The sequence below is a fragment of the Actinosynnema pretiosum genome, from assembly GCF_024171695.1.
GTDB lineage: Bacteria > Actinomycetota > Actinomycetes > Mycobacteriales > Pseudonocardiaceae > Actinosynnema > Actinosynnema pretiosum.
On sequence record NZ_JAMTCF010000033.1, the window covers coordinates 1 to 18,184 of the forward strand.

The window sequence follows — 18,184 nt, forward strand, 5'->3', positions numbered from 1 at the left end:
CCAGAGTACAGGGCAGGTTACCCACGTGTTACTCACCCGTTCGCCGCTCGTGTACCCCGAAGGGCCTTACCGCTCGACTTGCATGTGTTAAGCACGCCGCCAGCGTTCGTCCTGAGCCAGGATCAAACTCTCCAATAATGAATGAGTTGATCGCTCGGACAACACTGACAAAATGTCAGTTGTCCAGTAACAATCTCAAAGGAATCCTCTTGACGAGGATCATAATTTACTGGCTATTCGGCACGCTGTTGAGTTCTCAAAGAACACGCGCACACCATCACGTTCCGCAAGCGCGGCCCGATCCGAGGCTAGTGCTTCATTCTACGTTTGTGCTTGAAACCAGACGCCCTTGGCCGCAGCACCTCAAGAAGAGGCCGGGCTGGGTCTTCCGTTTCGCAGGTCACCCACTCTACCACACGATCTGGGAGCTTGGTTCGTGACCCTGGTCTTCCGCCGCGCTCCGTTCCGGTGTTTCCCGGCCCGTTCCGCGCTGGCAGAGAGAAAGTTACACGCACCCGAACTCGAGGTCAAATCGGGGGCGCAGGCCAGTGCAGCAGCACCAAACCGCAGGTCAAGCGGCCTGCGGCAGGCCTACCGACACGCTATCCGACCCACCGCGACCACAACAGTGTGACCGCGATCACACTAAAAGATGACGGAGGCCGCCGTCCCTAGCGGGGACGGCGGCCTCGGTGAACGAAGTAAGAGCAGGTCAGCGGCCTGCGGACCGGATCAGCGCTGGACCTTCACGCCCGCGGTGTTCCGCTTGCCGCGCCGGACGACCAGCCAGGTCCCGTGCAGCAGGTCCTCCTCGGAGGGCACCCACTCCTCGTCGGTCACCTTCGCGTTGTTCACGTAGGCGCCGCCCTCCTTGACCGCGCGCCGCGCCGCGCCCCTGCTGTCGGCGAGCCCGGAGGTCACCAGCAGGTCCACGATCGTGGGCTTGTCCGCGAGGGCGACCTCGCCGGACGGCACCTCGGCCATGGCCGCGTCGAGCGTCGACAGGTCCAGCTCCCGCAGCTCGCCCCGGCCGAACAGCGCCTGGCTGGCCGCGACGACCTGCTCCCGCTCGTGCTGCCCGTGCACCAGGTCGGTGAACAGCTCGGCCAGCTTGCGCTGCGCCGCCCGCAGGTGCGGGGCGCTCTGCATCTGCTCCTCCAGCTCCGCGATCTCCTCGCGGGACAGGAAGCTGAACAGCCGCAGGTAGTGGATGACCTCGGCGTCGCCGACGTTCACGAAGTACTGGTACCAGGCGTACGGCGAGGTCATCGACGGGTCGAGCCACACGTTCCCGCCACCGGTGGACTTGCCGAACTTCCGGCCCTCGGAGTCGGTCACCAGCGGCGCGGTCATCGCGTGCACGGTGCGCCCCTCGACCTTGCGGATGAGGTCGACGCCGCCGACGAGGTTGCCCCACTGGTCGGAGCCGCCGATCTGCAGCGCGACGCCGTGGTCGCGGTGCAGGCGCAGGTAGTCGTGCGACTGGAGCAGCAGGTAGCTGAACTCGGTGAACGACATGCCGTCGCTGGCCAGCCGGCGCTTGACCGTCTCGCGGGCGAGCATGACGTTGACCGAGAAGTGCTTGCCGACGTCGCGCAGGAACTCCAGCACCGGCATCGGGCCGGTCCAGTCCAGGTTGTTGACCACGATCGCCCCGGTGGGGCTGTCGTCGAACTCGACGAACCGCTCCAGCTGCCCCTTGATCCGCCCGACCCACTCGGAGACGGTGTCCACCGGGTTGAGCTGGCGCTCGGCCGTGTCGCGCGGGTCGCCGATCATGCCGGTGGCGCCGCCCGCGAGGATGACCGGCCGGTGACCGGCCTTCTGGAAGCGGCGGAGCATCAGCAGGGGGACGAGGTTGCCCGCGTGCAGGCTCGGGGCGCTCGGGTCGAAGCCGCAATAGAGGGTGAGCGGCCCCGAGTCGAGGTCCTTGCGCAGGGCGTCGAGGTCGGTGGACTGCGCGATCAGGCCGCGCCAGGTCAGCTCGTCGAGGATGTGCTCACTCACGCGGACCATTGTCGCCCACGCGGTCCACCGGTTTTGACCGGCATCACTCCCCCACCCGGTGGAAGGCGGCGGTGGCGAGGACGGCGGCGTGGTCGGCGGGCGAGTAGCCGTGGCCGGTGAAGCGCTCGACGGCGGTGAGGCCCTTGGCCGCCCGGTGGCGGTGGTCGGTGACGTCCAGGCCGTCGAGCAGCGCGCGGACCTCGTCGGGGCAGCCGTCCGGGACGCTGAACGGCTCGAACGAGATCAGCACCCGACCGCGCTCGGCGAAGGACAGGGTGGTCAGGGCGCCGACGGTCCAGAACATGCTCGCGGCGCGGCCGTGCCCGGACAGCCGGGCGAGGAGCGAGGGGGCGGCGCACTGGTGGCCGTTGTCCTCCCAGAGGGCGAACACGCCGTCGGCGACCTCGGCGAAGGCGATCCACGGGATGAGCACCCGGTGGTCGGCCTCGGCGCGGACGCGCTCCCGCTCGGCGGGGCCGACCGGGGGCGAGCTGCTGCCGAGGGCGGTGAGCAGGCGCTCGCGGGTGGTCCCGGTGACGACGGTGACGGTGCTGGCCTGGGCCAGGTCGCTGTCCTCGACCCAGCGGTGGTGCGCCCAGGGCGGGGTGGGGCGGTCGGGCTCGGGTTCGCCGCGCAGGCGGTGGCCGAGGCGGTCGGTGCGCTTGTGGACGACCTGGGGCGCGCGGGGCGCGGGCCAGACGGTGATCGAGTAGTGCTCGGTCTCGTCGCCGTCGCGGCTGCTGGCCTCCACGAGGGCGCGGTAGTCGCCGGGCCAGGGCGGGGTCTCCACGACGGGCTGCGCGTGGAAGGGGCGCATCCTGGCGGGCATCCAGCGCAGGTCGGGCAGGGGCGCGCCGTCGAGCGTGGCTCCACCACGGGGAGCGGTCCAGCTGACCTCCGCGACCTCGTCGGCGTGGCGGACGTCCGGGGTGGCGGGTTCGCGCTGGGCGCGGAAGCTCACGGAGACGCGTCCGTCCGCGACGCCGGTGCGGATGGCGATTCCGCCGTCCACCTCGGTGACCAGGCCGTTGCCCGAGAAGTCCGGATCGGCGTCGGCGGGGAGCGGCTGCTCGACGATGGTGAAGCGGCACCGGGTGGTGGTCGCGCTCACCCCCGCGTTCAGGCGTTCCGGGTACTCGGCGCGGTGGGCCTCCAGCGCGGCCTCGGCGTAGCCGTCGGGTTCCGGGAGGGTCGGGATCAGCAGGGCTGCGGCGGCGGCACCGGCCGCGACGGCCGCCGGGTGGCCCGAGCTCGGGATCAGGCGGCGCAGCACCGCGGCGGCGACCGCGACGCCGAGCGCGAGGTGCGCGGCGCCGTGGTGGGCGGAGACGGTCTCCTCGTCGCCGGAGCCCGGTCCGGCCAGGGCGTCGGCGAGCGCGGGGTGCGCGGCGAGGGTGGCGGTGAGGTCGGCGATGACGTCGGTCGCGCCCCGGTGGACGGCTTCGACGTCCGCGAACCCCTGCTCCGCCGGGCCCGCGCCCATGAAGGTGATCGTCGTGAACGGGCCCGTGGGCGGTGGCAGGACGTCGGCGCGCAGTCCGGGTGGGACGGTGGTGGTGAGGGTGTCCAGGGCCGGGGCGAGGGCGGGGAGCGCCTGCTCCGCGCTCTCCCACGAGCCGTCCAGGCTCATGGCGAGGGCGGCGCGGCTCCGGGGGAACGGGGCGGACTCGCGCGGTGGGGCCTGGCGCAGGCGACCCAGGGTCGCGGCGGGTCCGGTCGGGATCAGGGGGCGCAGTCTGGCGACGTCGGCGGCGATGGCGGTGGCTAAGGCGTCGATCTCACCCATGTGGCCATCTTGCACTACGCACCGTCACTGATCGGTTCACTCCTGGCGGCCAGACTTCGCACTGATGGTCAATTGCACCGCGACGCCGCGTGGTCCAGGTTGACGGGCATGGCGAGTGATCTGCAGAAGCGGAAGATGTCCGCGGTCTTCGGCGCGATGGACGCCAACGGGGACGGCAAGCTGGAGAAGGCCGACTTCGACGCGCTCACGAAGCGGTGGCTCGCGGTCAGCCGGGACGCGGACGCCGAGGTGCTGCGCTCGACCATGGACCGGTGGTGGACGGTGCTGCGCGAGGCGTCGGACCACAACGACGACGACGAGGTCACGCTGGACGAGGTGATCACGGCGGCGGGCGACCAGATGCTGATGGTGGACCTGGTGGTGTCGACCGCCGAGGCGATGTTCGCGGCCGTGGACCTGGACGGCAACGGGTCGATCACCGCGCAGGAGTACGCGACGATGATCCACGCCTGGACGGGCAACGACGCGTCGACCGACGAGGTGTTCGCGCTGCTGGACCTCAACGGCGACGGGGAGCTGTCCAAGTCGGAGTTCGCGCGGCACTGGGTGGAGTTCTGGGCGGGCGACGACCCGGACGCGCCCGCGAACAACGCGTTCGGGCTGATCTGACGGACCCGGCCGGGGCGGGCGCGCGCGGGATCAGCGGACCCGCGTGCGCCCGCCCTTCCGGTACGCGCTGACGGCGGGCGAGTCGACCCAGAAGCGCCAGGGGACGTCCACCGCGACGGCCACGCCCACGCGCGGTCCGGTGCGGACGGTCTCCACCGGCTCCCCCGCGTAGAGCCGCACGGTCGAGTCGGCCGAGGTGAGGTCGACGCCGTTGTGGGCGCGGTCGAGACCGAGCACGCCGGTGAGCCGGGCGGGGCCCTTGGCCAGCTCGGCGTCGGTGCGGGCGGCGGGCCTGCGGGCGCGGGCCAGCTCGATCCCGGACACCACCTCGCCCGCCCTGATCAGCACGGCCCCCGGCACGCCGTCGGTGAGCGAGACGACGTTGCAGCAGAAGTGCATCCCGTACACGAAGTACACGTACAGGTGACCGGCCGGGCCGAACATGACGTCGTTGCGCGGGGTGCGCCCCCGGTAGCAGTGCGACGCGGGGTCGTCACCGCCCCGGTAGGCCTCGACCTCGACGATCCGCACGCCGACCACGCCCTCGTCGGTGGTGCTCTCCAGGACCACGCCGAGCAGGAGCTTGGCGGCGTCGACCGGGTCGACCGCCAGCTCCCGCTCGGTCAGCTGCCTGCGCGCGGGCTCAGCGGGAGCGGGCAACGGAGACCTTGTCCCGCAGCCTCTTCAGCTGCTCGGCGACCCGGACCGGCGCGGTGCCGCCGTGGGCGTCGCGCGAGGCGATGGAGCCCTCGACGGTGAGCACCGAGCGCACCTCGGGGGTGAGGTGGGGGGAGATGGCGGCGAACTCGTCGTCGGTCAGCTCGTCCAGCCCGACGCCCCGGTTCTCGGCGGCGCGCACGCACTCGCCCGCCGCCTCGTGGGCGATGCGGAACGGCACGCCCTCGCGGACCAGCCACTCGGCGATGTCGGTGGCCAGGGTGAACCCGGCGGGCGCCAGCTCGGCCATGCGGTCGGTGTCGAAGCGCAGGGTGGCGATCATGCCGGTGAGGGCGGGGAGCAGCAGCTCCAGCTGCTCGACCGAGTCGAACAGGGGCTCCTTGTCCTCCTGCAGGTCCCGGTTGTAGGCCAGCGGCTGGGCCTTGAGGGTGGCGAGCAGACCGGTCAGGTTGCCGATGAGCCTGCCGGACTTGCCCCTGGTCAGCTCGGCCACGTCGGGGTTCTTCTTCTGCGGCATGATCGAGCTGCCGGTGGACCAGGCGTCGTCGAGCACGGCGAAGCGGAACTCGGCGGTGGTCCAGATGATGACCTCCTCCGCGATGCGGGAGAGGTTGACGCCGATCATGGCGAGCACGAACGCGATCTCTGCGGCGAAGTCGCGGGAGGCGGTGCCGTCGATGGAGTTCTCGACGGGGCCGTCGAAGCCGAGGTCGGCGGCGACCATGGCCGGGTCGAGGCCCAGCGAGGAGCCCGCGAGCGCGCCGGAGCCGTAGGGGGACACGGCGGTGCGGCGGTCCCAGTCGGCGAGGCGGTCGACGTCGCGCAGCAGGGCCTGGCCGTGCGCGAGCAGGTGGTGGGCCAGCAGCACGGGCTGCGCGGACTGCAGGTGGGTGCGGCCGGGCATGACCGCGCCGGGGTGCCGGTCGGCCTGGCCCGCGAGGGCGTCGACGACGTCCAGGACGCCGGTGGTGACGCGGCGGGCGGCGTCGCGCAGCCACATCCGGAACAGGGTGGCGACCTGGTCGTTGCGCGAGCGGCCCGCGCGGAGCTTGCCGCCCAGCTCGGCGCCCGCGCGCTCGATGAGGCCGCGCTCCAGGGCGGTGTGGACGTCCTCGTCGGCGAGGGTCGGGACGAACGCCCCGGACTCGACGTCGGCGGCCAGCACGTCGAGCGCGGCGTGCATCCGGGTCAGCTCGTCGTCGCTGAGCAGCCCGGCGCGGTGCAGCACGGCGGCGTGGGCGCGGGAGCCCCTGATGTCGTACGGGGCCAGCCGCCAGTCGAAGTGCGTGGACGCCGACAGCAGTGCCATCGCTTCGGCCGGCCCGCTGGCGAACCTGCCGCCCCACAACGCGCTCACCTGGAACAACTCCCTCACAGCCGGTGTTCGTGGCAGTGCCGCTGGGCACTGGTGGTGCTGGCGCCGGGGTGGCCGGCGCCGGGTGGGACGCGCCTCAGCGGGCGGTCCCGGCGTGGACTTCGGCGGGCGCGCTCCCGGTGGGCGCGCTCCGGTCGGGTGCCATTCTGCACCGCTGCCCGGTGGATGCCCGCCGGGACACCGGCGGGTCGTCCGCGCGGGCGGTCACCACGGCGGGGCCGTCGCCCAGGCGCAGGGTGACGCGGCCGGTGACGTGGCGCCCGGTGGCCGCGAGCTCGGCGTCGAGGTCGCGGCGCGACGGGGTGGACCAGCCGCCCGCGAGCACGAGCTGCGTCCAGCAGCGCTCGACCAGGCGCTTGCGGCGCAGCGCGTCCGGGTCGAGGGTGAGCTGCTCCAGCGCGCGGTGCGCGGTGGTGAGGACGCGGGCGCCGGGGGTTCCGGTGCGGCGGGTCAGCTCCTGGAGGGCTTGGCGGGCGGTGTGGGTCTCGCCGTCGAGCGCGACGGGGACGCCCCGGTCGAAGGTGACGGTCAGCTCGACCTGGTCGGGCGGGGTCGCTCCCGGACGGTCCCAGAGGGACGTCGGGCCGGTGGACGAGCAGGCCAGGGGCGCGCGGGGGCTCGGGACGAGGGCGTCGGGGGCGAGCGCGGCCAGGTGGACGGCCAGGTGGCTGCCGGGACGGCCGTGCGCGATCCGGGTGGCGCCGAGGCGCTCGGCGGCCGGGACCAGGTGGGTGGCGAGCGCCGCGTGGGCGAGGGCGGGGCCGAGCGGGCGGGGGTCGGCGTGCGGCGCGTTGGCGCGCAGGGCGGGCAGGCAGTGCTCGTCGGCGAACGCGTCGCGGGCGTCCACGACGACGGCGTCGGCCGCGCCCGCCGCGAGCGCTGCGCGGACCGCGCGGGCCACCTCGCCGCTGCCCTGGCCGAGGTCGACCACGACGGCGGCGACCGGGCCGGTGAGCGCGCGCAGCGCGGCGGTGGAGGCCGGGCCTCCGGAGAAGGCGACAGCGGTCAGCACGGGCCCTCCTGCACGAACGGGACCCGCCGGGTGGCGGGCTTGGTGGGAATTCCGGCTCACCTCCGGGTGGTGGGGCGCCGGGTTGGGGCGGGCCGGGGGGCGAGCATCGGGTGGTGGTCCTTAGGGCCGGGCTCTTGGGGTGGGCACCGGGTGGTGGGCCGCTTGCGCACTACCCGGTCAGCGGACGATGACCCGCTTGCTCAGGACCACACGGCCCGCCGAGCAAGCAACGGCCAGGACGCGCGGGCCACTGCGGCTCACTCGCCACCCTGTCGAGCGGCGGACTGCGAAGTGCCTGTGCCACGACTCTGCCAACTGTTGACAGACAACAGTTGGCAGTTCAGAGCGCCCGAATACACAAACACCTGAACACTCCCGCCGGGCGGCAGGTGCGCTCGCGATCCCGAGGCACGTTCCCCGGAATCGCACCCGCCCAAGGCACGCCCACCAGAGGCAAGCCCTCGAGAAGCACATCCGTCAGAGGCAAGCCCGCCAAAGGCACCCACAGCCAGAAGCACGCCCGCCGGAGGCACGCCCCGCCGGAGGCGAGCCGCCTTACACCCCTGCGTCGCCCGCCGTCCGCTGCTCCGCCAGCGCCGTCACCTTCGCGGCCAGGTCGGCGCCGCTGAGCGGCTCGCGGGCGACCACCAGGATGGTGTCGTCCCCCGCGATGGTGCCGACGATGTCGTGCAGCGCCGCCCGGTCCAGCGCGCTGGCCAGGAACTGCGCCGCCCCCGGCGGGGTGCGCAGCACGGCGAGGTTGCCGGAGTGGTCGACCGACACCAGCAGCTCCTCCAGGACCCTGGTGAGCCGGGTGGTGCCGCCCTGGACGCCGCGCACGGGGCTGCCGTCCTCGGGGATGACGTACACCGGCGCTCCCCCGTCGGGGCCGCGCAGCTTGACCGCGCCCAGCTCGTCCAGGTCGCGCGACAGCGTGGCCTGGGTGACGTCGACGCCCTCGGCGCCGAGGATCTTGGCGAGCTCCGCCTGGCTGCGCACCGCGTTCTGGCTGACCAGCTCCACGATGCGGGCCTGCCGGGCGGTTCTGCTCACGACGGTCGCCCGAGCAACCAGACCAGGAGCGCCTTCTGGGCGTGCAGCCGGTTCTCGGCCTCCTCCCACACCGCGCTGGACGGGCCGTCGATGACCTCGTCGGTGATCTCCCAGCCCCGGTGCGCGGGCAGGCAGTGCAGCACCGTGGTGCCGGGCACGCCGGTGGCGGCGAGCAGGCCCGCGTTCACCTGGTACGGGGTGAACGGGCGGGTGCGGTCGCGGCCGTCGTTCTCCTGGCCCATGGACGTCCAGGTGTCGGTGACCAGCACGTCCGCGCCGTCGACGGCCGCGCGCGGGTCGGTGATCACCTCGACCGAACCGCCGGTCTCGGCCGCGCGCCTGCGCGCGTCCTCCAGCACCCACGGCGCGGGCTGGAACGCCTCGGGGGCGGCGACGCGCACGTGCATCCCGGCGGTGACGCCGCCGAGCAGGGTCGAGTTCGCCATGTTGTTGGCGCCGTCGCCCAGGTAGGTGATGGTGAGGCCGGCGAGGCGGCCGTGGACGCGCCGCACGGTCTGCAGGTCGGCGAGCACCTGGCAGGGGTGGAACTCGTCGGTGAGCGCGTTGACCACGGGCACGCGGGACACCGACGCCATCGCTTCGATGCGCTTCTGCGCGAAGGTGCGCCACACGACGGCGTCGACGTAACCGGACAGGATGCGGGAGGTGTCCTCGATGGTCTCCTCGCGGCCGAGCTGCATGGAGCGGCCGTCCACGATGACCGGGTTGCCGCCGAGCTGGGCGATGCCCACCTCGAACGAGAGCCGGGTGCGGGTGGAGTTCTTCTCGAAGATCACCGCGACGGACTTGGGGCCCGCGAGCGGCTTGGGGCCGATCGGGTCGGCCTTGAGCTCGTCGGCGAGGTCGAGGACCTCGGCCTGCTCCTGCGGTGTGAGGTCGTCGTCGCGGAGGAAGTGGCGGGGGGACATGCGTTCAGGACTCCAGACAGGACGGGAGGTCGGCCACCAGCCGGTGGGCGTCGACCTCGTCGAGCACCAGCGGCGGCGCCAACCGGATGACGTCGGGCTGGACGGGGTTGACCAGGTAGCCCGCCCGCTTGGCGGCGGCGGCCGCGGCGGCCGACACCGGTTCGCGCAGCAGCACGCCCAGCAGCAGGCCCGCGCCGCGCACCCCGGCCACGAGCGGGTGGTTCAGCGCCTCGATGCCCGCGGCGATGCCCTTGCCGACCGAGGAGGCGTGCTCCAGCAGGCCGTCGGCGGCGATGGTGTCGAGCACGGCGAGCGCGGCGGCGCAGCACACCGGGTTGCCGCCGAAGGTGGTGCCGTGCTGGCCGGGCTGGAACAGGTCCTTGGCCGGGCCGAACGCGAGGCACGCGCCGAGCGGCAGGCCGCCGCCGAGGCCCTTGGCGAGGGTGACGACGTCGGGGACGATCCCGGCCTGCTGGAAGGCGAACCAGGAGCCGAGCCGGCCGACGCCGGTCTGCACCTCGTCCACGACGAGCAGCGCGCCGTGCTCGGCGGTGATGCGGCGGGCCTCCTGGAGGTAGCCCTCCGGGGGCACGACCACGCCGTTCTCGCCCTGGACCGGCTCGACGAAGAACGCGGCGGTGTCGTCGTCGATCGCCGCTTCGAGCGCCGCGACGTCGCCGAACGGGACGTGCTCGACGCCGGGGACGAGCGGCTCGAACGGGGTGCGCTTGCCGGGCTGGCCGGTTAGCGCGAGCGCGCCCATGGTTCGGCCGTGGAAGCCGCCGGTGGTGGCGACGACCTTGGTGCGGCCGGTGCGGCGGCTGAGCTTGAGCGCGGCCTCGTTGGCCTCGGCGCCGGAGTTGCAGAACAGCACGCGGCCGTCGCCGTGCAGCCCGGCCAGGTCGAGCAGGCGCTCGGCGAGGTCGAGCGAGGGGCGGTTGAGGTACAGGTTCGAGGTGTGGCCGAGCTTGCCGATCTGCTCGGTGACGGCGGCGACCACGGCCGGGTGGGCGTGCCCGAGGGCGTTGACGGCGATGCCGCTGACCAGGTCCAGGTAGCGGTTGCCGTCGGTGTCCCACACGAACGCGCCCTCGCCGCGCTCCAGGGCGAGGGCGGGCGTGCCGTAGTTGTCCATCATCACGGCCTGCCAGCGCTGCTGGTCGCTCATTCGCCGTTCCCCTCCTCGTGTTCGGTCACCATCGTCCCGACGCCCTCGGAGGTGAAGACCTCCAGCAGCAGCGAGTGGGCGAGCCTGCCGTCGATGACGTGCGCCTGCGGCACGCCCCCGCGCACGGCGCGCAGGCACGCCTCCATCTTGGGCACCATGCCGCTGTCCAGCGAGGGCAGCAGCGCCTCCAGCCGGTCGGCTCCGATGCGGGCGACCAGGGAGTCGCGGTCGGGCCAGTCCGCGTACAGGCCCTCGACGTCGGTGAGGACGACGAGCTTGCGGGCCTTCAGGCCCACGGCGACGGCGCCCGCGGCGGTGTCCGCGTTGACGTTGTGCACCACGCCCGCCGCGTCCGGGGCCACCGTGGAGATGACCGGGATGCGACCTGCGCGGATGATGTCGAGCACCGCGTCGGGGTTGACCGCGACGATGTCTCCGACGAGACCCAGGTCGACGTGCTCGCCGTCGACGACGGCGCCGCGCCGCTCGGCGGTGAGCAGGTGGGCGTCCTCCCCGGACAGGCCGACCGCGTAGGGGCCGTGCTCGTTGAGCAGGCCGACGAGCTCGCGCTGCACCTGGCCGACCAGGACCATGCGGACGACGTCCATGGCCTCGGGCGTGGTGACGCGAAGACCCCCGCGGAACTCGCTGTCGATACCCATTTTACCGAGCATCGCGGCGATCTGGGGCCCGCCGCCGTGCACCACGACCGGGTGAAGTCCGGCGAGCTTGAGGAAGACGACGTCCTGGGCGAACGCGCGCTTGAGGTCGTCGTCGATCATGGCGTTGCCGCCGTACTTGACCACGACGGTGGCGCCCTGGAAGCGCCGCAGCCACGGCAGCGCCTCGATCAGGACGCCCGCCTTCTCCAGGCCGTGCCGCTGCGCGGGTGTGGTCATGACGAGTACGCGCTGTTCTCTTCGACGTAGCCGTGGGACAGGTCCGTGGTGAGCACGGTCGCCGAGCCCTCGCCAAGACCCAGCTCGACCACGATGGAGATGTCCCGGCCGGACAGGTCGGCCTCGGCGCGGTCGGCGGCCTTGTGCCCGTCGGCGAACAGGGTGACGCCGTTGATGGTGATGCCCAGCCGGTCCGGGTCGACCTCGGCGGCGGAGCGGCCGACGGCCATCGCGATCCGGCCCCAGTTGGGGTCGGAGCCGAACAGGGCGGTCTTGACCAGGTTGTCCTCGGCGACGGTCTTGCCCACGGTGACCGCGTCGGCCTCGGTGCGCGCGCCGACGACGGTCACGCTGATCTCCTTGGTCGCGCCCTCGGCGTCGCCCTGGAGCTGCTTGACCAGGTCGCCCGCGACGGCGGTGAGCAGCTCGGCGAAGTCGTCCACGTCGGGCTCGGTCCCGGACGCGCCGGAGGACAGCACGATCACCGTGTCGTTGGTGGAGGTGCCGCCGTCGACGTCGAGCCGGTCGAACGTCCTGCTCACGGCGTGCCGCAGGGCCGCGTCGAGCGCGTCGCCGGTGACGGCGGCGTCGGTGGTGATGACCGACAGCATGGTGGCCATGTTCGGGGCGAGCATCCCCGCGCCCTTGACGAAGCCGCCGACGGACCAGCCGTCGGGGTGGCGCGCCCAGGACTGCTTGGGGTGGCTGTCGGTGGTCATGACGGCGGTGGCCGCGGCGAGACCGGCGGCCTCGGTGCCCGCCAGCTCGGCGACGGCGGCGTCGACGCCGGGCAGCAGCTTGTCCATGGGCAGCCGCTCGCCGATGAGGCCGGTGGAGCAGACCGCGACCTCGCCCGCGCCGGTGGCCAGCGCCTCGCCGACCTTCTCGGCGGTGGCGTGGGTGTCCTGGAAGCCCTCGGGTCCGGTGCAGGCGTTGGCGCCGCCGGAGTTGAGGACGACGGCGGTCAGCCTGCGCTCCTTGATCACCTGCTGGGACCACAGGACCGGGGCGGCCTTGACCTGGTTGGTGGTGAACACCGCGGCGGCGGCGTCGTTCGGGCCGTCGTTGACGACCAGCGCCAGGTCGAGCGCGCCGGACTCCTTGATGCCCGCGGCGACACCTGCGGCGCGGAAGCCCTGGGGGCCGGTGACGCCCTGGGTGCGGATCATGGTGCGACTCCGATGGTGGACAGGCCGGTGGTCTCCGGCAGGCCGAGGGCGAGGTTCGCGCACTGCACCGCGGCGCCCGCGGTGCCCTTCGCGAGGTTGTCGATGGCGGCGACGACGACCAGTCGGTTCAGGTCGGGGTCGGTGGTGACCTGGAGCTGCACGGCGTTGGAGCCGAGCACGGCGCCGGTGGTGGGCCAGTGGCCCTCGGGCAGCAGGTGGACGAACGGCTCGTCCGCGTAGGCGGCCTGGTACGCGTCCCTGGCCTGCTCGGCGGTGACGCCGTCCGCGAGGGTCGCGGAGCAGGTCGCGAGGATGCCGCGCGGCAGCGGGGCCAGCACCGGGGTGAAGGAGACCTTCACCGGGTGGCCCGCGACGGCGCTGAGGTTCTGGGTGATCTCCGGGGTGTGCCGGTGCGCGCCGCCGACGCCGTACGCGGACAGCGAGCCCATGACCTCGGAGCCGAGCAGGTTCGCCTTGGGCGCCTTGCCCGCGCCGGACGTGCCGGACACCGCGACCACGGTGACCTCGGGCTCGACCAGGCCGATCGCGGGGGCCAGCGCGAGCGAGGAGACCGTCGGGTAGCAGCCGGGGACGGCGATCCGCTTCGCGCCGCGCAGCGCCTCGCGGTGGCCGGGCAGCTCGGGCAGGCCGTAGGGCCAGCTGCCCGCGTGCTCGCCGCCGTACCAGCGCTGCCAGGCGGCGGCGTCGGTGAGCCGGTGGTCGGCGCCGCAGTCCACGACGAGCACGTCGTCGCCGAGCTGGGCGGCCAGTGCTGCGGAGTGCCCGTGCGGCAGGGCGAGGAACACCACGTCGTGGTCCGCGAGGACCTCGGGCGTGGTCTCCTCCAGGACCCGGTCGGCGAGCGGGAGCAGGTGCGGCTGGTGCGCCAGCAGCGGGGCTCCCGCGTTGCCGCCCGCCGTGAGCGCGCCGATCTCCACCTCGGGGTGTGCGAGGAGCAGCCGGAGCAGCTCGCCCCCGGCGTACCCGCTGGCTCCCGCGACCGCGATCCGAACCGTCATGCGGATAAGTATGCACGACTGTGCAAAGTCACTCAAAGGGGTTCGGGTCACACCACTGTCACACGGTGACCGCCACCTTGCCCAGTACACGTCCCCCGGAAAGCCGCAGCAACGCGTCCTCGGCGCGGTCCAGCGGGTAGGCCCGGTCCAGCGGGACGCGCAGCTGCCCGCGCTCCACGAAGTCGACGAGCCGGTGGAGGTCGTCGGCGCCGACGAGCGAGACGGGGCAGGTCAGGCTGTGCCGGACCAGCGGGTTGAGCAGCAGTGCCCCGAGCTGCCGCTGGAGCCCGCCGAACCAGGCGCCACCGCCCTCCCCGCCGACGACGACCAGCGCGCCGCGCGGGGTGAGCAGGCGGCGCAGGACGCGCAGCGGTCGTCTGCCACCGGTGTCCACGACCAGGTCGTACCGCCCGGTCGGCTCGGCCTCGCGGTGGTCGACGACCTCGTCGGCGCCCAGCGAGCGCACGAACTCGGCCTTGGCGCCGGAGCACACCCCGGTCACCCGAGCCCCGAGCGCCTTGGCGAGCTGCACGGCGTAGGCCCCGACCCCACCGGACGCGCCGAGCACGAGCACCCGCTCCCCCACCCGCCCCCGCACGGCCTGCAACGCGGTGATCCCCGAGACGGGCAGCACGGCGGCCTGCGCGAACGTCAACGACGCGGGCTTGCGCACGATCCGGTCGGCCAACGCGCACGCCAGCTCGGCGAACGCGCCACGCCCCACCCCGAACACCTCGTCCCCGACGTCGAACCCCCGCACCCCGACGCCAACCCGCTCGACCACCCCGGCCAGGTCAGCCCCCGGCACCCGGTTCCTCGGCCGCCGCAGCCCGGTGGCCACCCGCACCACCCCTGGCTCACCGGTGACCAGGTGCCGCACGCCTTGGTCGACGCCTGCCGCGCGCACCCGGACCACCACCTCCCCCTCGGCCGGTTCCGGCTCGGGGACCTCGTCCACCCGGAGCACCCCCGCGATGCCGTAGGCGTCCTGCACGACAGCTCTCACTGCTCCTCCTCGGGACATGGCTCACGTGGTCGTTGTGATCAGGTTCTTGCAGCAGGTCAGCGCCACCGCCGAAGCCACGCGCCCGGCGCGGTCGGGGCGGTCGCCCGGCCAGACGGCAGCAGCCGGCAAGGAGGCAGCAGCCAGCCGGGAGGGCACCGGGGCACACCATCGCCCCACGGCGGTCGAACCGACCGAACCGGCCCGAGCAGCCCAACCGATCCGAGCAGTCCGAACGGCCCGGCTGATTCGAGCAGTCCAAATGGCACGGCTGATTCGAGCAGTCCAAATGGCACGGCTGATTCGAGCGGAGTGGGCGATGAGGGCGGTTCGAGTGAAGCGGGCAGTCCTTGCCGATGCGGGCGTGGCGTGATTCGCATGTTCCGCAGGAATCGCCCGTTCCGGCGGGAGTGGGGATCAATGCCTGGTTGTCACCGATGCTGACCCCGGACACCACGACGACCAAGGGCAGGCCGTCCCGGTCGGCGAGTAGGCGACCGGAGTCGACGCCTCACCGGGACGGGTTCCAAGCTGCTGTTCGAGCACTCAGGTTCGTTGCGCGGATCTGCGGACGGCGATCAGGCGGAAGGTGCCGCGAACCCCGCCGGAGACAGGCGTGGGGGTGGTCGGCATCGGTCCGGAACAACGAGGACCGGGGCGTGGGTTCGTCGTGGGTGCCGGTCGGGCGAGAACGCTGTCGCACGATCCAAGGACGGGGTGTCGACGGAATCCCTTGATCCGGGCGAAGGTGCGTTCGACCGGCCAGCGGACCTCGCCAGGACCGGGGCCGTGGTCAGCGACGCGGCGTGCGGGCTTGCCCGACCACGCCCTGAATCGGCGACACGGCGTCGATCAGCTGGATCAGTTGGGTGACGTCGTTGCGGTTGCCGCCGGTCAGCGTCACGGCCAGGGGATGCCGGTGGCGTCGGTGATCAGGTGGTGCAGGGGGGGCGGAGTCGACCAGCGCGGCCGACAGGTCCGGCAGACCGGCCGCGCGCAGCTCCGCGAGCAGCCGTTCGCACGACCGCCGCCACACCCCGGCCTCGTGCCACTGGGGCAACCGTCGCCAGCGCGTCGCGCCCGAGGTGTCGAGCAGCGCGGTGGGCAGCCGATCCCGGTACGCCCCACGCCCCACGCGAAGCCGACACGCCAGCTCATTCCGAGCTGATCCCCGAAGCGCAGCTCACTCCTCCCCCACGTCCGCCTCCGGGTAGTGGAAGACGTCGTCCAGCGGGACCTCGAAGACCCGCGCGATCCGGAAGGCCATCTCCAGCGAAGGCGAGTAGCGGCCCTGCTCGATCGCGATCACGGTCTGCCTGGTGACCCCGACCCGCTCCGCCAGGTCGGCCTGGGTCATCCCGTCGCGGGCGAAGCGGAGTGAGCGGATGGAGTTGGTGACGCTCGTGGGCTTCACCACCCGTGGACCCCCCTGCGGTACGCGACCAGCTTCGCCGCCGCGCCGACCACGGCGGAGAGCACGAGCGCCAGGTAGACGGCGTTGGCGATCCAGAAGCCCCCGACGTCCAGCAGCGCCAGCGCCAGGGCGGCCACCGCCCCCAGTGCGACGAAGCCCTGCCCGACGTGCTCGCCGAACCGGTTGATGTCCCGGTCCCGCTCGTCCTCCGCGCCCGCCTCCTTCGGCGCGAGCGCGGAGACCACGACGACGAGGGCGACCGTGACCACCACCGACAGCACCGTGGACCACACCAGCGGCCACTGGTAGGCCACGCCCGACAGCGGGCCGCCGCCCGCGCGGCCGAGCACGACGACCGCGTACGCGGCGTACCCGACCAGCGCGGACAGGGCCGCTATCCAGGTGCGCTTCTCGTGGAACGACATCTCCCCGACCCGCATCTCCCCACCTCCGATGTCGAACAAAGCTGACATCGGCCAATGTAAAGAAGACCGGACACCGTGTCAAACATCTTTCACACGGTGCCCGGTCTCGCGAGGGAAAGGATCACCCGCCGAAGCGGCCCAGCGCCCGGATCTTGTTGGTCGCGTCCAGCGCCGCGACCTTGTACGCCTCCGACAGCGTCGGGTAGTTGAAGACCGTGTCGACCAGGTAGTCCACCGTCCCGCCGCACGCCATGACCGCCTGCCCGATGTGGACCAGGTCCGTCGCCCCGGTGCCGAACAGGTGCACGCCCAGCAGCTTGCGGTCCTGCGTGGACACCAGCAGCTTGAGCATCCCGTACGCGTCACCCACGATCTGGCCGCGCGCCAGCTCCCGGTACCGGGCCAGCCCCACCTCGTACGGCACCGACGACGAGGTCAGCTCCGCCTCGGTCGCGCCGCAGTAGGAGATCTCCGGGATGGTGTAGATCCCGATCGGCTGGAGCCCCGACAGCTCGTTCGCGGTCTCCCCGAACGCGTGGTAGGCCGCCAGCCTGCCCTGGTCCATCGAGGTCGCGGCCAGCGCCGGGAACCCGATGACGTCGCCGACCGCGTAGATGTGCTCGACCGACGTCCGGTAGTTCCCGTCCACCGACAGCCGCCCCCGGTGGTCGGCCTCCAGGCCCGCGGCCTCCAGGTTCAGCGACTCGGTGCAGCCCTGCCGCCCCGCCGAGTACATGACGGCCTCGGCCGCGATGCGCTTGCCGCTGGCCAGCGTGGTGACCGTGCCCTGCTCGGACACCGACACGTCCACGACCTTCTCGCCGAACCGGAAGGTCACCGCCAGGTCCCGCAGGTGGAACTTCAGCGACTCGACGATCTCCGAGTCGCAGAAGTCGAGCATCCGCTCCCGCTGCTCCACGACCGTGACCCGGCTGCCGAGCGCGGCGAACATCGAGGCGTACTCGATCCCGATGACGCCCGCGCCCACCACGACCAGCGAGGACGGGATGGTGTCGAGCTGGAGCACCTCGTCCGAGTCCAGCACCCGCGCCTCGTCGAAGTCCACCTGGGACGGGCGCGCGGGCCTGGTCCCGGTGGCGATCACGATCTTCTCGCCGCTGATCACCCGGTGCTCGCCCCGGTGCGTCCCCTCGACCGCCACGCTGTGCGGACCGGTGAACGAGCCGGTGCCGGTGAGCAGGTCGACCTGGTTGCGGTGCAGCTGCGCCCGCACGACCTGCACCTCGTGCCCGATGACGTGCTGGGTGCGCGCGAGCAGGTCGGAGATGGTGATGTCCTCCTTGACCCGGTAGCTGGCGCCGTACAGCTCGCGCTGGCTCATGCCGGTCAGGTACATGACCGCTTCGCGCAGGGTCTTGGAGGGGATCGTGCCGGTGTTGACGCACACGCCGCCGACCATGTCGGCCTTGTCCACGATGGCGACCCGCTTGCCGAGCTTCGCGCCCGCGATCGCCGCCTTCTGCCCGCCGGGGCCGGACCCGATGACGACCAGGTCGTAGTCGTACTCGCTGCTCATCGGGCCAGCGTTACACAGATCACCCGTCCGGGCGGGCTGGTCGGGGCAGTCGTGACGCGCCCTTCACGAACCCTTCAGCT

17 protein-coding genes and 1 rRNA gene are annotated in these 18,184 nt (G+C 72.7%); 1 reads left to right on the top strand and 17 read right to left on the bottom strand.

Annotated features, from left to right (window positions below; all coding sequences use genetic code 11):
* From LV78_RS39000 to LV78_RS39010, 3 genes are all read right to left on the bottom strand, one after another.
* Positions 1-138: ribosomal RNA gene (locus LV78_RS39000) — 16S ribosomal RNA — on the bottom strand; the annotation flags it as partial.
* Between the two features lie 594 nt (positions 139-732).
* Positions 733-2,007: a tyrosine--tRNA ligase gene (tyrS, locus tag LV78_RS39005; RefSeq protein WP_253851230.1), complete on the bottom strand. Its 1,275-nt coding sequence runs from the start codon at positions 2,005-2,007 to the stop codon at positions 733-735.
* A gap of 43 nt (positions 2,008-2,050) precedes the next feature.
* Complete coding sequence (locus tag LV78_RS39010; RefSeq protein WP_253851231.1) at positions 2,051-3,793, bottom strand: DUF6461 domain-containing protein; 1,743 nt, start codon at positions 3,791-3,793, stop codon at positions 2,051-2,053.
* A gap of 108 nt (positions 3,794-3,901) precedes the next feature.
* Between LV78_RS39010 and LV78_RS39015 the strand changes: the two genes are divergently transcribed.
* Positions 3,902-4,423 (top strand): EF-hand domain-containing protein, encoded by a 522-nt coding sequence (locus tag LV78_RS39015; RefSeq protein WP_253851233.1) that lies wholly within the window; start codon positions 3,902-3,904, stop codon positions 4,421-4,423.
* A gap of 30 nt (positions 4,424-4,453) precedes the next feature.
* Here the strand turns inward: LV78_RS39015 and LV78_RS39020 are convergent, their stop codons facing one another.
* The 14 genes from LV78_RS39020 to sthA form a co-directional block, all read right to left on the bottom strand.
* On the bottom strand, positions 4,454-5,083 hold the full coding sequence (locus LV78_RS39020) for a DNA-3-methyladenine glycosylase (protein WP_253851235.1): 630 nt from the start codon (positions 5,081-5,083) through the stop codon (positions 4,454-4,456).
* On the bottom strand, positions 5,067-6,410 hold the full coding sequence (gene argH, locus LV78_RS39025; RefSeq protein ID WP_253851295.1) for an argininosuccinate lyase: 1,344 nt from the start codon (positions 6,408-6,410) through the stop codon (positions 5,067-5,069). Before argH ends, LV78_RS39020 begins: the two co-directional genes overlap by 17 nt.
* 142 nt (positions 6,411-6,552) lie before the next feature.
* Positions 6,553-7,488, bottom strand: a complete 936-nt coding sequence (locus LV78_RS39030) for an argininosuccinate synthase domain-containing protein (protein WP_253851236.1) — start codon at positions 7,486-7,488, stop codon at positions 6,553-6,555.
* Between the two features lie 555 nt (positions 7,489-8,043).
* Positions 8,044-8,541 carry an arginine repressor gene (locus tag LV78_RS39035; protein WP_253851238.1) on the bottom strand — a complete coding sequence of 166 codons (498 nt, stop codon included), beginning with the start codon at positions 8,539-8,541 and terminating at the stop codon, positions 8,044-8,046.
* Entirely contained in the window at positions 8,538-9,470 is a 933-nt protein-coding gene (gene argF / locus LV78_RS39040; RefSeq protein WP_253851240.1) for an ornithine carbamoyltransferase, read from the bottom strand. Before argF ends, LV78_RS39035 begins: the two co-directional genes overlap by 4 nt.
* Before the next feature lie 4 nt (positions 9,471-9,474).
* Positions 9,475-10,638: an acetylornithine transaminase gene (locus tag LV78_RS39045; protein ID WP_253851242.1), complete on the bottom strand. Its 1,164-nt coding sequence runs from the start codon at positions 10,636-10,638 to the stop codon at positions 9,475-9,477.
* Complete coding sequence (gene argB, locus LV78_RS39050; RefSeq protein WP_253851244.1) at positions 10,635-11,537, bottom strand: acetylglutamate kinase; 903 nt, start codon at positions 11,535-11,537, stop codon at positions 10,635-10,637. Before argB ends, LV78_RS39045 begins: the two co-directional genes overlap by 4 nt.
* A complete protein-coding gene (gene argJ, locus LV78_RS39055) occupies positions 11,534-12,706 on the bottom strand; it encodes a bifunctional glutamate N-acetyltransferase/amino-acid acetyltransferase ArgJ (RefSeq protein ID WP_253851246.1) in 1,173 nt (390 codons plus the stop codon). The genes argB and argJ overlap by 4 nt, the downstream gene beginning before the upstream one ends.
* A complete protein-coding gene (argC, locus tag LV78_RS39060; RefSeq protein ID WP_253851247.1) occupies positions 12,703-13,725 on the bottom strand; it encodes an N-acetyl-gamma-glutamyl-phosphate reductase in 1,023 nt (340 codons plus the stop codon). Before argC ends, argJ begins: the two co-directional genes overlap by 4 nt.
* 58 nt (positions 13,726-13,783) lie before the next feature.
* On the bottom strand, positions 13,784-14,731 hold the full coding sequence (locus LV78_RS39065; protein ID WP_253851248.1) for an NAD(P)-dependent alcohol dehydrogenase: 948 nt from the start codon (positions 14,729-14,731) through the stop codon (positions 13,784-13,786).
* Positions 14,732-15,521: 790 nt separating this feature from the next.
* Positions 15,522-15,863: a hypothetical protein gene (locus tag LV78_RS39070; RefSeq protein WP_253851251.1), complete on the bottom strand. Its 342-nt coding sequence runs from the start codon at positions 15,861-15,863 to the stop codon at positions 15,522-15,524.
* Positions 15,864-15,911: 48 nt separating this feature from the next.
* On the bottom strand, positions 15,912-16,145 hold the full coding sequence (locus LV78_RS39075) for a helix-turn-helix transcriptional regulator (RefSeq protein ID WP_253851252.1): 234 nt from the start codon (positions 16,143-16,145) through the stop codon (positions 15,912-15,914).
* Positions 16,139-16,615 (bottom strand): hypothetical protein, encoded by a 477-nt coding sequence (locus LV78_RS39080; RefSeq protein ID WP_253851253.1) that lies wholly within the window; start codon positions 16,613-16,615, stop codon positions 16,139-16,141. Before LV78_RS39080 ends, LV78_RS39075 begins: the two co-directional genes overlap by 7 nt.
* A 73-nt stretch (positions 16,616-16,688) precedes the next feature.
* Complete coding sequence (sthA, locus tag LV78_RS39085) at positions 16,689-18,104, bottom strand: Si-specific NAD(P)(+) transhydrogenase (protein ID WP_253851254.1); 1,416 nt, start codon at positions 18,102-18,104, stop codon at positions 16,689-16,691.
* Positions 18,105-18,184 lie beyond the last annotated feature (80 nt).

Bases quoted from the DNA above. Each gene is read 5' to 3' on its own strand.
- argB (WP_253851244.1), bottom strand. From the start codon at position 11,537: ATGACCACACCCGCGCAGCGGCACGGCCTGGAGAAGGCGGGCGTCCTG.
- LV78_RS39080 (WP_253851253.1), bottom strand. From the start codon at position 16,615: ATGTCAGCTTTGTTCGACATCGGAGGTGGGGAGATGCGGGTCGGGGAG.
- argC (WP_253851247.1), bottom strand. From the start codon at position 13,725: ATGACGGTTCGGATCGCGGTCGCGGGAGCCAGCGGGTACGCCGGGGGC.
- LV78_RS39015 (WP_253851233.1), top strand. From the start codon at position 3,902: ATGGCGAGTGATCTGCAGAAGCGGAAGATGTCCGCGGTCTTCGGCGCG.
- sthA (WP_253851254.1), bottom strand. From the start codon at position 18,104: ATGAGCAGCGAGTACGACTACGACCTGGTCGTCATCGGGTCCGGCCCC.
- argH (WP_253851295.1), bottom strand. From the start codon at position 6,410: ATGGCACTGCTGTCGGCGTCCACGCACTTCGACTGGCGGCTGGCCCCG.
- argF (WP_253851240.1), bottom strand. From the start codon at position 9,470: ATGTCCCCCCGCCACTTCCTCCGCGACGACGACCTCACACCGCAGGAG.
- argJ (WP_253851246.1), bottom strand. From the start codon at position 12,706: ATGATCCGCACCCAGGGCGTCACCGGCCCCCAGGGCTTCCGCGCCGCA.
- LV78_RS39045 (WP_253851242.1), bottom strand. From the start codon at position 10,638: ATGAGCGACCAGCAGCGCTGGCAGGCCGTGATGATGGACAACTACGGC.
- LV78_RS39010 (WP_253851231.1), bottom strand. From the start codon at position 3,793: ATGGGTGAGATCGACGCCTTAGCCACCGCCATCGCCGCCGACGTCGCC.